General features: G+C 38.2%; 13 protein-coding genes. 1 reads left to right on the top strand and 12 read right to left on the bottom strand.

Annotated elements, in window-relative coordinates; genetic code table 11:
- Positions 1–175: 175 nt before the first annotated feature.
- Positions 176–649 carry an Arc family DNA-binding protein gene (locus ACQ7EO_RS04565; protein ID WP_434278983.1) on the bottom strand — a complete coding sequence of 158 codons (474 nt, stop codon included), beginning with the start codon at positions 647–649 and terminating at the stop codon, positions 176–178.
- Between the two features lie 238 nt (positions 650–887).
- Positions 888–1,136: a hypothetical protein gene (locus ACQ7EO_RS04560; RefSeq protein ID WP_434278982.1), complete on the bottom strand. Its 249-nt coding sequence runs from the start codon at positions 1,134–1,136 to the stop codon at positions 888–890.
- A 148-nt stretch (positions 1,137–1,284) separates the two neighbouring features.
- Here ACQ7EO_RS04560 and ACQ7EO_RS04555 point away from each other — a divergent pair, with 148 nt between their 5' ends.
- The gene (locus ACQ7EO_RS04555) at positions 1,285–2,130 is read left to right on the top strand and encodes a phage antirepressor N-terminal domain-containing protein (RefSeq protein WP_434278981.1); all 846 of its coding nucleotides are present in this window, start codon (positions 1,285–1,287) and stop codon (positions 2,128–2,130) included.
- 41 nt (positions 2,131–2,171) lie between these two features.
- Here the strand turns inward: ACQ7EO_RS04555 and ACQ7EO_RS04550 are convergent, their stop codons facing one another.
- The 10 genes from ACQ7EO_RS04550 to gpJ all read right to left on the bottom strand — a co-directional run bounded on the left by ACQ7EO_RS04550 (position 2,172) and on the right by gpJ (position 17,168).
- Positions 2,172–2,438, bottom strand: a complete 267-nt coding sequence (locus tag ACQ7EO_RS04550) for a hypothetical protein (RefSeq protein ID WP_434278980.1) — start codon at positions 2,436–2,438, stop codon at positions 2,172–2,174.
- Entirely contained in the window at positions 2,435–2,821 is a 387-nt protein-coding gene (locus tag ACQ7EO_RS04545) for a J517_1871 family lipoprotein (protein ID WP_434278979.1), read from the bottom strand. The genes ACQ7EO_RS04550 and ACQ7EO_RS04545 overlap by 4 nt, the downstream gene beginning before the upstream one ends.
- A 65-nt stretch (positions 2,822–2,886) precedes the next feature.
- A complete protein-coding gene (locus tag ACQ7EO_RS04540; RefSeq protein ID WP_434278978.1) occupies positions 2,887–6,954 on the bottom strand; it encodes a tape measure protein in 4,068 nt (1,355 codons plus the stop codon).
- A gap of 125 nt (positions 6,955–7,079) precedes the next feature.
- Positions 7,080–7,472 carry a hypothetical protein gene (locus tag ACQ7EO_RS04535; RefSeq protein ID WP_327857625.1) on the bottom strand — a complete coding sequence of 131 codons (393 nt, stop codon included), beginning with the start codon at positions 7,470–7,472 and terminating at the stop codon, positions 7,080–7,082.
- 11 nt (positions 7,473–7,483) lie between these two features.
- Entirely contained in the window at positions 7,484–8,545 is a 1,062-nt protein-coding gene (locus tag ACQ7EO_RS04530) for a hypothetical protein (RefSeq protein WP_434278977.1), read from the bottom strand.
- A gap of 149 nt (positions 8,546–8,694) precedes the next feature.
- Positions 8,695–9,222, bottom strand: coding sequence for a glycoside hydrolase family 108 protein (locus tag ACQ7EO_RS04525; protein WP_434278976.1), 528 nt, complete (start codon positions 9,220–9,222; stop codon positions 8,695–8,697).
- Positions 9,219–9,590: a hypothetical protein gene (locus ACQ7EO_RS04520; RefSeq protein WP_303578003.1), complete on the bottom strand. Its 372-nt coding sequence runs from the start codon at positions 9,588–9,590 to the stop codon at positions 9,219–9,221. Before ACQ7EO_RS04520 ends, ACQ7EO_RS04525 begins: the two co-directional genes overlap by 4 nt.
- A gap of 62 nt (positions 9,591–9,652) precedes the next feature.
- Positions 9,653–10,390 (bottom strand): hypothetical protein, encoded by a 738-nt coding sequence (locus tag ACQ7EO_RS04515; RefSeq protein WP_434278975.1) that lies wholly within the window; start codon positions 10,388–10,390, stop codon positions 9,653–9,655.
- Entirely contained in the window at positions 10,390–10,710 is a 321-nt protein-coding gene (locus tag ACQ7EO_RS04510; protein WP_303578005.1) for a hypothetical protein, read from the bottom strand. Before ACQ7EO_RS04510 ends, ACQ7EO_RS04515 begins: the two co-directional genes overlap by 1 nt.
- Positions 10,710–17,168: a TipJ family phage tail tip protein gene (gene gpJ, locus ACQ7EO_RS04505; protein ID WP_434278974.1), complete on the bottom strand. Its 6,459-nt coding sequence runs from the start codon at positions 17,166–17,168 to the stop codon at positions 10,710–10,712. The genes ACQ7EO_RS04510 and gpJ overlap by 1 nt, the downstream gene beginning before the upstream one ends.
- Between the last annotated feature and the right edge of the window lie 12 nt (positions 17,169–17,180).

Below are 17,180 nucleotides of genomic sequence, written 5' to 3'. Positions count from 1 at the left end.
TCCTTTAAACATCTCTATATTGCTAAACTTAACCATTTAAATGAAATTCATTTTCATTGGTCAGTCAAGGTTTCATTGCCGAAAAAACATATTAACACTTTAAATAATTAATTTTTGGAAGTTAACTCTATTTTACCATTACTCACATAATGAAAATGTCAATCTTTCCATTCATTTAAGAATTCTGGTTGTGTAATTTTTCCATATACTCGTCAGTTATATGGTCTTCGACAGTTAACCACCCTAAGCTACTTTTACCGTTATCTACAACTTTTATATGATTATCGCCCTTATATACAAGCACATCTTTACCTAAAAACTTTAATGAATTCCAAAAAGAAGAACCACTCAATACCTCAAGAGCAAGATGAATATCGTCACGAAGTTGATCGAGATCTTGTGTGTAGTCTAAGCTAAGATTATTTAAAAGCTTTCCATAAACAACTCGTTTTATACCGCTCTTTAAATGAAAGATTTTAACATCGGCATTTGTTGGTGCTGAACTATCATTCCTTATAAAACTATCTTCTAATCTCGCAACAATATCAGCATTCATCGAACGATTATGCTCTTTAGCTGATTCAACAATCTTATCTTTGAGATCCTGCGTCATACGCATCTTGTATTCAACGTCTGAACTTCTAGCCATTTTTCTGCACTCGAACAATTTAATTTATAATAGTATCCCCACTGGGGATTGACAAGAAGTTTTTAACGTTTTAAATTATAAAACATCCCCATAGGGGATATAAAAAAGCCTCGATGACTTTGGATGGCTATCGAGGCTTCTATCAACTTTCTTTCAAGGAAAAGTGACATGACAAGTCTAACATTAAGTTTCAACGAAGTGAAATTTAACCCTGTTCAGCATGAACAACAAATCTGGCTTAAGGTTTCTTGTTTAAGCGTTCCACAACCTTGTCGGCTATAGAATCAATCACACTATCACTAATCTCCATTTTTTCTTCGATTAAATCAAGATGCTTAATTGGCTTTAATCCCCTTTCCATTAACTCCAACATGGCAGAATTTAGAGATAGGTTGTTTTTTTCAGCATACACCATAACAGCCTCATACTGATCATGAGGAATTCTTAATTGTGTTCGCTTCCATTCATCCTGCTTTTCTCTGCTCATGAACTTAAACTCAAAAATAACTTGACACTAATTTTAGTAATATATTATTGTATTGTCAATGACATTAATTTTAGTGTCAAAACAAGTAACCCCTTGCCTGATTTCGACGTCTGCAAGGGGTTATATCTAAATCATAGGAGAGTTAGACATGCCTAATTTAGCACAAATAAGTGCACCATTTAACGGTGTTGAGTTAATAATTGTTGAATACAATCAGCAACCATACACCCCTATGCGCCCAATAGTTGAAGGTATGGGTTTAGCATGGGAAGCGCAATATTCAAAGTTAAAACAACGCTTTAATTCAGTTGTTATGGAAATCATAACAACTGGAAAAGATGGTAAATCTTATAAAATGATTTGCCTACCCTTGAGAAAACTTTTCGGCTGGCTGATGACGATCAGTCCAAATAAAGTAAAGCCTGAACTTAGAGATACAGTAATTAAATATCAAGAAGAGTGTGACGATGTTCTTTGGAATTACTGGACAAAAGGTATTGCTGTAAACCCACGCTCAACTAAAGAAGAGCGCGAACCCTTAACAAACGCTGTAAATCTTCTCGTAGCCAAGACTAAACATCTTAACTACAGTGATGCATACAAGCTCGTTCATCAACGCTTCAACGTAAAGCACATTGATGAGATTCCTTACGATACGATTCCTGTAGCAGTGGAATATGTTCATCACTTGATTGCTTTGTATAGTCAGGCAAACAAACACAAAGACACTGAGCCACATATTCAAGCTGTATTAAGTGATAAAGACGTTCAATTTCTAATGTGGTACGTGCCGATTCTTGCAAAGTTCGTTAAAAATGAACTCTACCCTGCACTAACTGTTATTCAAAGCAGTTATGCAAGTCGATTAATGGGTTTAACACAAGAAGTTTCGTGTCATGCCAATCTATTGAACCGAAAAGCAATTGGTTATGGCATTACGCTTAATCATGTTGGTGATAAGCAGCCTCATTCAATGGAATGGTATTTAGCTTGATGAATTGAATTAAAGAAAACCCGCTTAAGCGGGTTTTTTGTTTATTCATCAGTCTGATACCAACCATTAACTACCACACCTTTTGTTCCAGTAGCTTCGGTTTTGCATTGAAATCCTAATTTTGTGTCTTTAAGAAATCCTGAAATATCACCCAATTTGTCAGTCACAATATCTAGTTGTCTTCCTGAGTTTCTCTGAATAGCGGCTAAACAATTATCCATTGAAGTAAATTCAGCACTCATAACTTGGGGATTTTTGCTGCAACCAAACAAACCCACCATCAAACAAAACCATAATATTTTTTTCATTTTAATTTCTCTAAACAAGCTGGAGTTGCAAGAGTTAAATTATCGTCTTTCTTCAAGAAATAACTCCCCCCCATACCGTAAGCAAGTTCCAAGTTATCAGAGCTAATGTTCTTTATTTTCCAAAAACTTCCATCCTGAGTATAAATTTTGTCTTGAACTTTTTTTATAGCAACAACTTTAGCAACACCGTTATAATCTTGGCAAATAATACCTGTGCCATCCTGTTTAATTTTTAAAGTAGCAACAGAAATATTCTGATGTGCACCCGTCCAATTTCCACTATCTTCCATGGTTGTAGACTTTAAATCAAAAAAATTTGCTGTTGTAACACAACCAGTAATACTTATTATTGAGATAAAAGTTGGGATTAATAATTTTTTCATTTTAAAGCACTCCTTAAAGTGCTTATAAAATATCAATTAAATAAAAAAAATGCCACTGAAGTGGCTTATCTACTCTTTTTAATCCTATCTAATGGACCACCTTGACGCTCTGCATCTCGCCAAGACTGAGCTATTAAAGACTTGGTTTGCACTTCATTCTGCTTTTGCATCTCCTTTAGTACCACTTTTAACTCAGTTCCATCCCACTGAGATGAAGCCTCAACAGGTTGTGATGTCTGATTGATAATGATTACTTTTGGCTGAGGTGATCCTGTATTTCTCTGCAGAATCGAATCTAACTGACTTCTTTCTACATCAGCATTATTTATCCGAGAAACCCCAACTAAACCTCCATCTTTAAATTTTTGAACATTTAAATCTAGTTGAGTAGAGCCTAAGAACTGAGTTTTCATACCGAGATATTCACGCTGAAATGGTATCTCTCCCGTCTGATTCATGTAATTTAAAGCTACTAGACCAATTTTAGATGCAGCATACTGACGCATCATAAATTCGCCATTGGAGGCCATAATCGGAATATCATCACTTGTTCCAGTACCTCTACCTGTGATGGGTCCACCAGTAGCAAAACCAGCAATTGTCTGTGATGCAATCAATCCTGCCTGTGCATAACCAAAGGCAAGAATCGCACTAGCAGCAGGAACTTTTCCAACAAATGGCAAAGTAATGTCGGCAGTAGTTTGTGCTGCTGCAACATGTGCTGCGACCAATGTAGATGCAATAGAAAAAGCTTGTTGCATTGCAAACATAGTTTTATATGAATTGCTTTGCTCTCCTGAAGCATCTTTAACTGACTGGGTCAATTGCGACCACATTGTTTGACCCGAAGACAGTAAATTACCCCATATTTGCAATTGATTTTGATACTGTGCTTTAACTAACTCTTCCTCTTTACGTTTATGCTCTAACGAAATTGCGAGATCATTGTCTGTATACAACCGTTTAGCATTTAGCATTCTTTGAAAATGCTGCTCTTGGTCAATTTCTCCTTTTTGTAGAGCGTCATCAGCCATCTTAAGATCATCCGAGTATGCTTTATTGTTACTAGCATAAGCCTGACTTTGAGAACTTACTAAGGCTGATTTTTGATAGTCAAAAGGATTCAAAGAATATTGTGCAATTCTATCTCGCGTAGTATTAACACGATCTGTATATTGCGTATTGTATTCTAATTGCTTAAGAAGTTGGTTTTCACGAAACTTCTTAAGTTCGTATGCAAATTTTTCATCAACTTCTTCTTTAGCAATTTGTTTCTGAATATCAGAATATTCTTTGTTTAAAGAAATAGTTACTTTTTGAGTGTCGATTTCATTTTGAATTCGTTGCTCATTTGTCCAGTTCCAACCTCGCACATTTAAGTCAAATTGAAGTTCAGCCAGTCGATTTTCATTTGCAAATCGTTCATTTTCTTGACGCTCAAGTTTTGTGTATGTATCACCTGAAAAATGAGATTGAATATCTGCTAATTTCTTCTCATGTTCTGATCTGCGTTGAATCTCACCACTTGAATATTGCAGTTCAATATCTTGCTTAACTTGCAAGAACTTAACCAAATCATTGACAGAAGTATCAAAGTCTTTAGTTGAGCCATCAAAACCATTTGTTCCTGCAATATAGCCTTTTACATTTTGAACATATTGACGGTTTACTGGTCCAATATTTGTGCCTTTATCTACATTGCCTTCGCCAGCATGGTAAGCAGAAATAGCCTTATCCCAAGAGCCAAATTTTTTGTAGAGAATTTGCAGATATTTAGCGGCTGCTTCTGCGGATTTACCTAAATCAAATACATCGCCTCCGGTCAATTTGAAACGCTTAGCTGTATCATCAAGAAATTGAAATCCACCTTTTGCTGTACCATACTTCGTCATTGGGCCAACTGCATCGGCTTTACCACGTGACTCTTGCATATTGATACCTGACAGTAAACCTGGCAAAAGCCCATATTGGGTTTCCAATCCTCCGAAGTTATATTTAGCAGCATTAGCCTTAACTTTTTCGTTGACCTGTAAGACTTTAAGTTGCTTCTCAAGCTCCTTAGTTTGATCTTTTTTCGCTTGGGTAATTGAATCCTCTTTTTCCTTCATTTTTGCCGAAATATCAGCAACCTTAAACATTTCCTGTGCGTAAGGAGTTTTAGTTTTAAGTGGATCAAAATTTAATGCTTTTAAAACCTTCAAGTTTTGCTCAATTAAGGCATCTGACTGCCCCATACTTTGCAATTTAGCCCTTGCTGCCATTTCTTTAATATCATCAAAAGCTCCTGACTTATAATTGTCATAGGCCTTTTTTGACTCTTCAAGAGCTTTCTTCTTAAGAAGGATGGAGTCTGTTTCGTCTTTATTTGCCTTTATTGCAGATGAAGTTTGATTTGTTAATGCTTGTTGAGCAGTTTTAACCTTTTTATATTCTGCATCAGCTTTTGCATGGGCTGTAGTCAACTCATCGATTTCAACTTTATGCTTTTTCTGAACTCCAGATAAGTTATTTACTGCTGTTGCAAATTCAGATGAACTTATTTTGCCCTTATTGTATTCTTTGAATAGCTTATTGATTTCTCTTGCTGTAGATTCTGACACCGAGCCTGACTCTTCAAGCCATCCAATCATTGCGCTCAAATCTGAATAAGCAACTGTATAACTCGTGGCTAAGCTTTTAACTTGCTTTTCGAGCTCTCGCATTGTTGTGCGTTTTTGAAGCTCATCCAACTTTGAATATTCTTCAACCAACTCACTTACAGTGCCCTTTTGTAAATCAAGCGTGGCAGTTGTATCTTTGGTACTATCTTTAAGCATTAGATATGAACCAGCAACAGCCGCAACAGTTAAACCTAATCCTACTGGTCCACCCAGTACACCAAGTAAACCACGGCCAACACCCATTGATAGATTTTGGGCTGCATTAACTCGGCTTTGAGAAGCGGCCAAAGCATTTTGAGCAACTGTTAATTCAGCAGTAACTTGAGTCTCAACTCTTCTAAGTTGAGCCATTCGTGTTATTGATGCAGTCCGACCAATACTATTGATTTGCTCCTTTAATCTTTGAACCTCTAAGGCTTTTTCAGCTGCAATTGCCGCCAAAGTTGCCTGTGTTGAAACAACACGAGCCTCTGCTGATGTGAGTTCCTGAGCAGCTGCTATCCGCTCTGCTTGGATAGCTGCATACTGAATAGCTGTCTGTTCAGTAAGTTGCTTAATTTTTCCATAACCCGCCATTGTGCTTGTATAAAGTGCTGGAATGTAGGTTCCTAACCAGTATGCGCCACCGATCATGGCAATGTTTGTTACTGTATCTAGGTTGTTTGCAAGAGAACTTAAAGAACTCGAAATTGCAGATGCTGCCCCACTTCCTTTGCCTGCCTCGCCTACAAATTTAGTAACGGCATTGGATAATTGAGTAAAAGATTGTGCAATAGTGAAATCTGTTTTGCCAAATAATTCATCAACAGAAGTTTTTGCATTGGTTAAAGCGCTTACCAGTGCATCACCTGTGATTTTTCCTTCACCCGCCATAGATCTAAGTTGGCCAATATTTACGCCCATACCTTGTGCAATAGCTTTTAATAAGCCTGGCGCCTGTTCTGCAATACTGTTGAACTCCTCACCACGCAAAACGCCTGATGCGAGCGCTTGCCCAAACTGCATCAAAGCAGCCTCAGCACTAGCAGCACTACCACCAGATATTGAAATTGCTTTCGATACAGTCTCAGTCAACTCAGCAGTGGTTTTCATCGTAATACCAAGGCGTTGAGCATTATCTGCAAAACGCTGATAAACCATAGCTGTTGAATCCCAAGATGCAGCAGTCTTTTGAGCAATACCAAAGGTATCTTGCATTGCTTGGTTTAATGCTTTCTGATCATTTGTTACAAGTTTTAGGCGGTTTTGAAGACCTGTATAAGTATCCATCTTAGATATCGCAGTACCAACAGTCACAACCCCAGCCAAATACCCTGCCAATTGACGTGCTGCCACTGACATAGAGTTCATTGAAGTAGTTGCGTAATTACCAGTGCGTTCGATACTTTGTAGCTCTCGATCTAAAGCACGTGCATTACGTGCTGCTTGTTCTGAGCTAATTTCAATAATGAGTGTGCTACGTTGTTCAGCCATGACTTTTCCTTAGGCGTAAAAAAAGCGCCTAATGGCGCATTGCTGATAAACAAAACCCCGACAGCGCAAACTGTCGGGGTTTTGTTTTGGGTATAAAAAAACCGCCTATAGGCGGTAAGATTTGATTAAGTAGAAGGATTAATTAACCGATCTATTTCAGCTTTTAAAAAACCGAAGTTATAAATACTTGAACCTTGCTCTAGTGTCTCTTCATTCAAAAAAAAGATCATTTGATAATTAGAATCTTTACTTTTAGGCAATGCGGTTCGTAAAACATAAGCATTTTTTAGAGCTTCTAATTCGATTGAATAAGATATTAGAACTTCTTTTAATTTACTATGAAATAACTTCGATTCATGTACAAGCCAATCATCATATATATTCAACCACTGATTTTTTTCCAAAGTTAACAATGAGTTCATTGCACTTAATAGTTTTGATTCTGTTAATAATGCATAACACACTTGAATAACATCATCTGTAACAATTTCATCGTTTTCATCAATTTCATTAGTCATCGTTTTTTCCTTTATTTGATAAATGATTTTAAAAGGTCAATCTCAGCTTGAGTTGCAAACCGTCTATCACCTTGATTCAAAAGCTTATTATGTTGTTTGGTCGTTCTTAACTCAACAGTTGTAATATGTTCAGCATCTTTGCTTACGATATGCTCTCGCGAGTTAACCCCTCTTACAATAAATCTATTATTACTGGTCTGAATAAAAATATCTGAGTTTCTTGCTCTTTGAATATCATTTACAACTTTCCCAACTGGTCTTCCCTCTGATGCTCGAAGTTTGGAATGTTCTGTAGGTTCGATTCCACAATTTACATCTTCAGGATCTGGGTCATCAGAATTACAATTCGTTGAATTATTTTCTAACTGCTGAACAATCGGTTTAGCTTTCTCTGCATCATTCTCAGCTTCATTTAAGATATCTTGAGCTGCTGCAACTGTAACTGCTTGTGCATCAGTATTACCAGATTGGGCATTATCAATGACTTTTTGAGAGGCAGTGTCAAGTGGGAGAGTTTTTTCTTCAGGGATTTCTGATACTACATTTACCCAATTTTGGACAAAAAGCTCCTCACCAAATCCATCTATTTGAAACTGACAACCGTATTGCTCACTAGTTAAGCTTTTTATATATGATACGTAATGATAGCGCGACTCTTTTATTGATGATGCGAAATGACGACATGCCGTATCAACATTTGAGAAATATATTTTTTCTAATCCTTTTATATAATAGTACGAACCTGAAGATCCGTTTTTTTCATTAAATCGAATCTGATTATTCGCTGGATCCATCACCCAATCAATGCCATCTAATAGTTCATTTACCGCTACTGTCAGTGCTATACCTGCTACACCACCGCGAAGAATTTTTGAGACTTGTGATGCGTTGGGGGTAATTAAGGCTTTAGAGGTTTTGGCAACATCACCAACTGATTTAGATGCAATTACAAGCCCTGCTGCACCCACTGGAGTTGGATTTCCTACATTCCAACCACCAACAATTGCGGCACTTGCTAAACCCGAACTCAGGGCTAAACAAATACCAGTTAAAAAAGCTAAGCTCTTTTTCATTGTGTTTCCTTTTCTTTAGATATAAAAAAAGACAGTCATCTGACTGCCTTGGGGTGAAATTGGTAATAAAAAAGCATCCTATTTGGATGCTTTCTAGTACCTATTAATAAATTCAGTAAAACTAAGTTTGACGACTATTTTTCATGTCGTTAATTACCATTCTTCATATCTGGCACTGCGTACTTTAAGTTATCTGCAACTCGGTTCGTCCAGCCTTTGCCATAAGTTCCCCAAGTGGTTAACGATGTATAGAATCGCAAGCGCTCAGCAGTTAATAAAATCAAAACATCAGTCACAGATAATGCTTTAACCGCAGCAATCGTTTTTGCACCTAAAATACCGTCATCAATGACACCTGCGACTTGCTGTAATTCTTTAACGGCTCGACTCTTTCCAGCATTCACGGCGAAATCCCATAATTGATAAACAATCGCAGGATGGAGTTGTTCAGCTCCCAGTTTGTCCCACCAATCCTTTTTATAAATTGCTTTGGCTTGTTCTAGTGTTAAGTTTTTGATGTCTAAATTCGGGTAGGTGTTGGCAGCAATACCATATTTAGTTCCTTTCAGAACTCCCTTCCCAACTTTTCCACCTGTCCAGTTACCAGGATCATTACGATCAGTTGAGTAGCCACCTTCATGGCCAATTAATCGAGCAAATGCTTTCTCAAAATTCATTTAAATATTGCTCCAAATGCTTCTTTAATCTCTGTGATGATTTCATTAAATGATTTGCCTTTTAGAAGCTGTACGGATTGATAAGCAATACCAATACAAAGCATTCCAAAAATGGCAAAAATCAACATCACAAAACCTTGTGCCATATGTGTGTAATGGGCTAAGTCATAGTATTCAATAAAAGCTGAGCCACCATACAAGCTGATGGCCACACTAAAAGTGAACTTCATAATGACGCCCATGGTGATTTTGATACGGCCTTGAGTGTCTATATCTCCACTTAAAGTAAGTGCAAAAATAGCCCCAATAACAGCTGCAACAATTTTAAAAAGCCATGGTAGACCTTTGATTGAAATTGGATCGTTCATTGTTTTCCCCTAATTTTTGGCAATAAAAAAGCACCCGATTGGGTGCCTTAGATTTTTGATGTTTAGTAATTTGTTACGTCTAGGAACATATAGTGATGTCTACATACTCCAATTGATACGCCAGAGATATCTTCAACTTGATCAATTTTACCTGAGGTGAGCCATACAGTACCGGCTTCTATAGCGGTAACTGATGAATAAACATCTCCTTGATACCAGCTCTCCCAACCATTACTTAACCATTCAGCGCTGACATAGTAAATTCTGTTTAACGGATATGCTGCATACTTTCGTCCTGGAGGTAAGGAGATAGTCTTACTATTTACGTACTTACCGCCTTGAGTAATAGGAGTATAGTTACCCGTTTCCTGATACATCTGCTGCGGTTGCATATATCTATGATTTGCATCAAATACCAATTTGCCATTTGCATCCCAAGCTTTAAAACCAATGTTTGGAGTGTTATCTAATGGTCTACCAAATATATAGATATCTACGTAGTTAGCTTCATTATTAAGTTTATCACGTGCGTTAGGAATGTTCTGTTGGTTTGCTCCTGTAGCCATAACACGAATGGTAGTAGCAGACATATTATAATAACAACAGCCGCATACTGAACTAAATGCAACAACAGGGTTATCAATACCTGAAACATCTATGTCATAACCCATCCACCCATAAATACCTGGTCCTGATGTCTTAATGAAATAATGCCGCTCTTTACGTATAAATGCTAAATTAAAAAATGAATCATCAATCACTTGGGTAATATCATTATTAAGCTCCAAATACGATGCCATTAATATTCTCCAACTAATACCTTGAATGACTTAGGTGCAGTAGACCATGCCGCATAAGGTATATAGTCAACTTTCAACTGAGTCCCGTTCACGGTAACCGTATAGTTATAGCTCATTGGATCGTAATATGGTTCAGTATCATTGGATTCCAAAGGTATATAGTAGTAATACAACTGACCTTTCAAGGCCCTTGGTAAGGAAACAGTTTTTGTCACATCACCGGCATTAATAGTAACTTCCACTAAGACTTTTGGTATTCTTTGAGTGCCATCGAATGACACTCTCCCTTGTTCATCTTGCAACAAAATACCTGTTGGCATTACCAAACTCCTATTTTGACCCTTACGCGGTTTTGATTATCTTTAACCTCAATATATGAGCCCGTAATTGTTGTTGTGCCGTTACTACTTGAACTTGTAAAAGTTCCTAAATTAGCACTAACAGCACTCAAACTTTCAGCATGAATCTTACTTGCTGAAATATAACCAATGTTAGCGTTATCAAGATAAAGCCCAGCAGGAACGACAGTCCCATTTGGTAAAGTCACTGGTCCTGCTTGATAATTAAAAGCATACTTGGCTTCATTTCCTACCGATGCTGGTGCTGCAATTGCAAACTGATCAGCACGAATAATAAACAGACTCTTTCCTGAACCCTCGTTAATCAATCCAATACCAGCAACATAACCATTCACATCTGTTTTCACAGTGTACTGGGCCTTGATACCGTTAATAGACTGCAACGATTGTTGGACCAAAGCTGTGTTAGCCGTTGTGTTATCTTGCCAAGGTACAGGAGGTGCATTTCCATTGTTATTCTGAACTTCACAAGCTTGTGCTCTAGACATGAACTGGTACGCTTCCCAACCACACTCCTGTTGCCTAAATACCACAGCCATAGTCATTGCGTTTGAGGGAGCTTGGACATTTTGGTAAAGTCGATGCATGTCACTTAGCATCTGTGCTGTATTTCCACCAGAGCTTGTCAGGATGGATTTATCAGGTTGAGCTGTATAAGAATCTGTTATATATGCACCATTCTTGTCATAGAAATATGCAAATAAGACTGTCTTACATCTATGGTTCTGAACATAACCACTAATCTGATAAAACTTGCCTCCTGTTACTGGAATACTTTGATAAAGTTCCGTGTATCCAACCACTCCAGATTGATCACCAGCAACATGCATTGCACAGTTCATACTAGGCTTATACCAAGCTTCATAGTTTGGATAATTTACATTCCCCTCTTTTACAAGGTTAATGTCATAGCCATAAATATAGCTGGAGTTTTGCCAACTATTTGTATTCCCTAAAGAGAAGTCAGGGTTGGCAAGTAAGTTACCTGAACCAGTAGGCATACCAGCAACAGTCGTACCAACCTGTGTGATTGCCATTGAGTTTGCATTAACCTTACCATCAATGTTAGATACCGTTGCTTCTAAATTGGTGGTTGCCGTAGCTGTCGCATTCAACTTATTGTTGATTGAAACTGGAATCTGGGTCGTATCATACCCCATGGGTGCGACATACTCATCTCCTTCCCAATGGCCTGTAGATACAAGCTTTGGCGTGCCTGTAAACTGGTTGCAAGTTAGTTGATACCACGTACCACCACGAACATATACAACAGCATGACTTGAGTGAGTAAGCTGTCCTAATGCTTGTACTGGAGATTGCCCACTCTGAGTCCACAAATAACTAAAGTTTATGATTTGTCTTTCTGGATCTTGTGCGCCCCATGCAGAAGCTCGTTCTCTCCAATGTAATGATAGTGCAAAAGAACCACCACCATGACTTGACCAAGATGCGCTTGAAAAACCAAGTGGCATTTCAAACGCCATCTCACCAATACCTTGGGACATCAAAGGAATTAAGATAGGGTAGTAAGTGTTAGGATCTAAAGCTGTCAAATCAAAAGGATATTTCCTACCATTAAGTGCAAGTTCAGCCTTAGCTTCAACTTGAGTAAGAGCAGTACCTTGTGAGGTAATTGAATTCCCTTGTTGTTCAACACTAGTCTTCAACTGATTCAGAGCATTGGCATCAGCTTTACCATCAATGGCACTTTGTAATCCAGTGACAGCAGAAGCATTTGCTTTAATCTCATTATCATGTCGTGTGACTGTAGCATCTAACTTAGTGACAGCAGTGGATGTGGCATTAATCTGCCTCTGTTCAAAAGAACCACCAAACTCGCTAGGAACACCATTAATGAATGTAAAGACTTTAGACCAAACATCATTAGCAGTGTTAGATGTATAAAGAGCATTGACTGACGAGTATTGTGAAGCACCTCGCATGGTCATAACAATTGGTAAGTCATTCCCATACCAATTACCCAAGTAATCGTTAGGTAGTCCCCATTGCTCGTTCAGGCGTTGCCTCACATCTGCATAAATTGCATTGTTGGCAAAAGAACCAATGTGATCTGCACCCACAATGGCAATGAAAGTGCCATAAGCAAGGGAGTCAAGGAAGTTCAACATGTCGGTAATGATCTGAACAGGCTTACCCTCATTCTCAACACCATAAGTGTCAAAAGAACGAGTGTTTACATGATCACCATAACCATTAAACACATAAATGTTTAAACCACGCTCCAGAATACCAAGTTTCTCATTCTTAGAGTTAAACAAACCATAATGCAAAGCAGGATTAAAACCATTCCTAATTGTTATTAAGGTATAGTTTTTTGTATACCCAACTTGGTTGGCTGTCTGTCCAGCTTGAGCTGTCACAGATGTGATTGCCTGACCTTGTGAAGTAAGCGTATTACCCTGCTGTTCAACAGTTGACTTCAAAGAGTTCAATGCAGATGAATCAGCTTTGTTGTTTACAGAAGTTCTTAAATCAGTGATAGCCTCTGCGTTAGCATTTGTCTTGTCACCGATTGTCGTAACTTTAGCATCCAATGTTTGAACAGCTCTAGCGGTAGCAAAATCATTGTCAGAAATACTCCAATCCGTTGGGATATTGCCTTTCTCAACAATCGGTCTACGAATTTTGTATGTCCCAAGACATCCTGAAAATCCTAGATGGAATGCAAGACCACCAGACTCATGAAATTTACGAGTGTGATAAAATCTGTACCATCTGTCGTATCTCAACTCTTGACCTTTTACCAATTGTGTTGGTAAGTAAGACATAGAATCTTTCCAATACACATCTGGAGATTTTACAACTGAACCAGTAGTGATCATGAAATCAAAAGAAAAAATCACATCATCATTTTCATTACAGTTTGTTTGTACATCTGCGAATTGGTAAATGTCCCAGAAGTTCGTATACCAATTGTGGTTATTTTCCTCTACAACAATGGTTAACTCTTTCTTGTTTTCACTAATAGTTGGAATAATTCCAGTACCACCAGTCCCAGCTCCTGCCCATGTCTCAGCGTCAAGAATTAAATTTCTTGAACCAACAGATATATTTTCAACTTTAGCCTCAACCTTTGTGATTGATTGACCTTGTGATGAAATAGTATTGCCCTGTTGCTCAACAGTAGTCTTCAACTGATTGACAGCAGAAGCATCAGCCTTGCCAGCAATCGAGTTTTCAAGAGCGGTAATCGCTTGCCCTTGTGATGTAACTTTGCCATCAATGGTTGCTACTTTGGAGTCAAGCGCTGTTAAAGCAGAAGCATCGGCCTTACCTGCTAAAGTATTTTGTAAACCAGTGAGGATATTACTTTGTGAATTAACCTGATCTCCAATAGTCACTACATCATTTTTTAGATTTTGTACTATTGATGCATCAGCCTTATTCACTACAGTATTTTGTAACCCAGTGATAATACTACTTTGAGTATTAACTTGATCTCCTATAGTCACTACATCATTTTTTAGATTTTGTACTACCGACGCATCAGCTTTACCATCAATCGCTGAATCTAATGCAGTCAGCTTGGAAGTGTTGGCTTCAGTTGCCGTAGCAATCGTACTGATACTAGTTTGGACATTAGATAGTGAACCATCTATTGAAGCTTTGTAGTTGTCCAGCGTTTCAATCTGTGACTTATCAGCATCTTTACTTCGTGTAATTTCCTGAGTTAAACCATCATTGAGTGCTTTGATACCCTCTCTACGCTGTACTGTTTCCTGAGTCAAAGCATCATTCAATGCTTTGGTATCATCTCTCCGTTGTGCTGTTTCTGCTGTAAGCTCGTTCGTTAACTTATCGACTTGTAAAGAAGTAGTTGTTGCAATTTTATTTACTTCTAAAACTAAGTCTTTTGCCTCTGAACCCACTTCAATACGACTAATCAAATCTTGATTTAGCTGACTATCTGTAATCTGGCCATCAAGTAATTCAAGTACATCTTTCGCATCAGTTGTTGTTGTACTATTTGTCCAGTCGGACCAGTCACCAACATTCCCGATTCTATCGATCAAACGTGCTTGATAGAATTGAGTTAGATTTGGCTGTAGTCCTTGGATTACTGTGGTTGAGGTTGGATAAGCAAAAGAGCCTAATGTAGCAATGTTAGATTTACCATCTGGTGAGACCTGAATTTCTACATAAGCCGTATCCAAAGCATTTGCTGGATAACTCCATTCCAGTTTCATACCAAATAAAATACCAGTTGCTTGGATAAACGCCACTTTAGGTGGTTTGCCCTGCTTTCCTTTTAATTCAGTCAAAATTGAATAGGTCGGTAAAGATGAAATATCAAAAGCACTAATCGCAACAACTCGTGCTTCATATTTACCTGCGTAGATACCTGCTATCTCTGCCGAATTATTTCCAGTTATTGGTAGCTTTAACCAGGTGCCATTATCTTTACGCCATTCAACTTGATACTTGGTTGCACCTTTGGCTTGTGGCCAACTGATCACCATGGTTTCAACAGACATTCCTTGCTGAACCATTTGCTCACTGGAAATGCTGACTGATTCAACAGGATCTTGAGTTGTAGGATTAATGATGGAGATCGGGCGATCATCAATAAATGCACCATGATCAATGGCATTAAATTTAGAATCAGCATGTTGTAATGCAGTAATGGTAAATTGGTGTGGCTCATCTTGTGAAATCGAAACTACACGAAATTTCATCGTCGCTAAATCTTGTGCATCAATCACCCATACATTTTGTGGGGCAACACTATCAAATGCTGATACTACAGTAACAACTCGACCAGCAATATTTGATACAACTCGTGCTTGTGCCTTTCCATTCTCGCCATTAACAACTAGACGGTCACCAGCTCGGCATACAACGTCATCACGATCTAAAGTGATTTGCTTTAAATCAGCACTAACTGAAGAAATACGCCCCCCATTTGCACGACCAGCTAACAACTCATCAGCAAGTTCAATCACTTTACCAGGTAATGGAATATAGCCATCCAACCCAACTTTAAATGTGACAGTTCGAGTTTCAAGTTGTTCTGTTTTTAAAGCCCATTGGCCAGTACGTTGTGCTTGTCCTTCTGATGTACAGCCCCATGCCTCAAGTTCTAATAAACGTACCGCTTTAGCCTCTGCAATTGATTTTTCATCACGCACAAAAACATATTCAGTCTTATAGCGATTTTGCGGATTATCCCAAGCAACTTTGACAGCATTATGCCGATCCCGTGCACGCGTACCGGTGTAATTAATTCCAAGAACGCCATCAATAATATTGGCAGATGTATATGTAAAAATAGCATCTTGAGGCAAATCAGCCTCACATACGATCGATGCGCCATCCCAATAACTGATAGCACGAAATAAACCTGCAAGTTTGCTTAAAATATCGAAAGCAGATTCGGCACTTTGAATATACACATTACAAGTGAACCGTGGCTCTTGACCACCTTTGCCATTGGGCACCAGCTGATCACAATATTGAGCCAAACGATATAAAGACCATTTATCAATCATTTGCTCGGTTAAACGGTTGCCAAGTGCATATCGCTTATTGGTACATAAATCATAGTAAATCCAAGCTGGATTATTACTATAAGCACGCTTAAATAGACCATCCCATATTCCGATGTAGGTCCGGCTTACTGGATCATAGTTGCTTGGTAATTTGATCTTTACACCCTTTAGATCAACTGCAATTTTGGCAATATTCGAGAATGTTTCAGCATCATATTGCACGCCAATCAATGCAGTATTTGGGTAGGCAAGTTTAAGATCGACAACTTCAGTAATGGCTTGAAGATACATCTTATCGCTGACATATTCAGAGCTTGAATTCGGTGTTTTACGTGTGACTCGAATCAACCAATTATTATTGGCTTTTGGTAAGCCGATACGATGGGTACGTTCATAATTTGCTGAAGTTTTTCCTGACATTTGAGTATCAAGCATTAACTCCCATGATCCCCCATCAGTCTGCACTTCAATCAAGTAATCAATAACAATACCTGAGACATCGCCATTACTTGGGTCTTGCTGTTTTAAAGCCCCAAAGCGCACTCTTACAATCACGGCATCAAGATTAAGATTGGTAATCCCTTTAACCCAAGGCGTATCACTTTTAAGTTCAACACCAACAGCAGTTTCAGAAGCAATGCTTTCAAAACCTTCCATGTATGCTTGATCATTGGTACCTGAGCGAAAATCTAGAGTGACATCTTGAAAGTTTCTTGCACCACTATCGTTTTCAACTGGTGTGTCATCAAGGAAGATTGACTTAAAGCCATTTGCCAAGCCCTCAACTTCTCCTTCACTCATGCCATACTGTAAACGTGCATAGGTTTTTGAAGCGGTTGTATCATTTGCAACTTTGGGTTGTCTTTGGTTTTTGCTACCGCCTTTTGCGCCTTTTACTGTTTTAAGCATACTTTTTCCCAC

Source organism: Acinetobacter sp. CE-15 (assembly GCF_051059255.1).
Taxonomy (GTDB): Bacteria; Pseudomonadota; Gammaproteobacteria; order Pseudomonadales; family Moraxellaceae; genus Acinetobacter; species Acinetobacter guillouiae.
This window is presented reverse-complemented; position numbering and strand designations above follow the sequence as displayed.

Excerpts from the sequence above, each read along its gene's own strand:
- ACQ7EO_RS04530 (WP_434278977.1), bottom strand. The coding sequence starts at position 8,545 with ATGAAAAAGAGCTTAGCTTTTTTAACTGGTATTTGTTTAGCCCTGAGT.
- ACQ7EO_RS04520 (WP_303578003.1), bottom strand. The coding sequence starts at position 9,590 with ATGAACGATCCAATTTCAATCAAAGGTCTACCATGGCTTTTTAAAATT.
- ACQ7EO_RS04555 (WP_434278981.1), top strand. The coding sequence starts at position 1,285 with ATGCCTAATTTAGCACAAATAAGTGCACCATTTAACGGTGTTGAGTTA.
- ACQ7EO_RS04545 (WP_434278979.1), bottom strand. The coding sequence starts at position 2,821 with ATGAAAAAATTATTAATCCCAACTTTTATCTCAATAATAAGTATTACT.
- ACQ7EO_RS04535 (WP_327857625.1), bottom strand. The coding sequence starts at position 7,472 with ATGACTAATGAAATTGATGAAAACGATGAAATTGTTACAGATGATGTT.
- ACQ7EO_RS04560 (WP_434278982.1), bottom strand. The coding sequence starts at position 1,136 with ATGAGCAGAGAAAAGCAGGATGAATGGAAGCGAACACAATTAAGAATT.
- ACQ7EO_RS04525 (WP_434278976.1), bottom strand. The coding sequence starts at position 9,222 with ATGAATTTTGAGAAAGCATTTGCTCGATTAATTGGCCATGAAGGTGGC.
- ACQ7EO_RS04510 (WP_303578005.1), bottom strand. The coding sequence starts at position 10,710 with ATGCCAACAGGTATTTTGTTGCAAGATGAACAAGGGAGAGTGTCATTC.
- ACQ7EO_RS04515 (WP_434278975.1), bottom strand. The coding sequence starts at position 10,390 with ATGGCATCGTATTTGGAGCTTAATAATGATATTACCCAAGTGATTGAT.
- ACQ7EO_RS04540 (WP_434278978.1), bottom strand. The coding sequence starts at position 6,954 with ATGGCTGAACAACGTAGCACACTCATTATTGAAATTAGCTCAGAACAA.
- gpJ (WP_434278974.1), bottom strand. The coding sequence starts at position 17,168 with ATGCTTAAAACAGTAAAAGGCGCAAAAGGCGGTAGCAAAAACCAAAGA.
- ACQ7EO_RS04550 (WP_434278980.1), bottom strand. The coding sequence starts at position 2,438 with ATGAAAAAAATATTATGGTTTTGTTTGATGGTGGGTTTGTTTGGTTGC.
- ACQ7EO_RS04565 (WP_434278983.1), bottom strand. The coding sequence starts at position 649 with ATGGCTAGAAGTTCAGACGTTGAATACAAGATGCGTATGACGCAGGAT.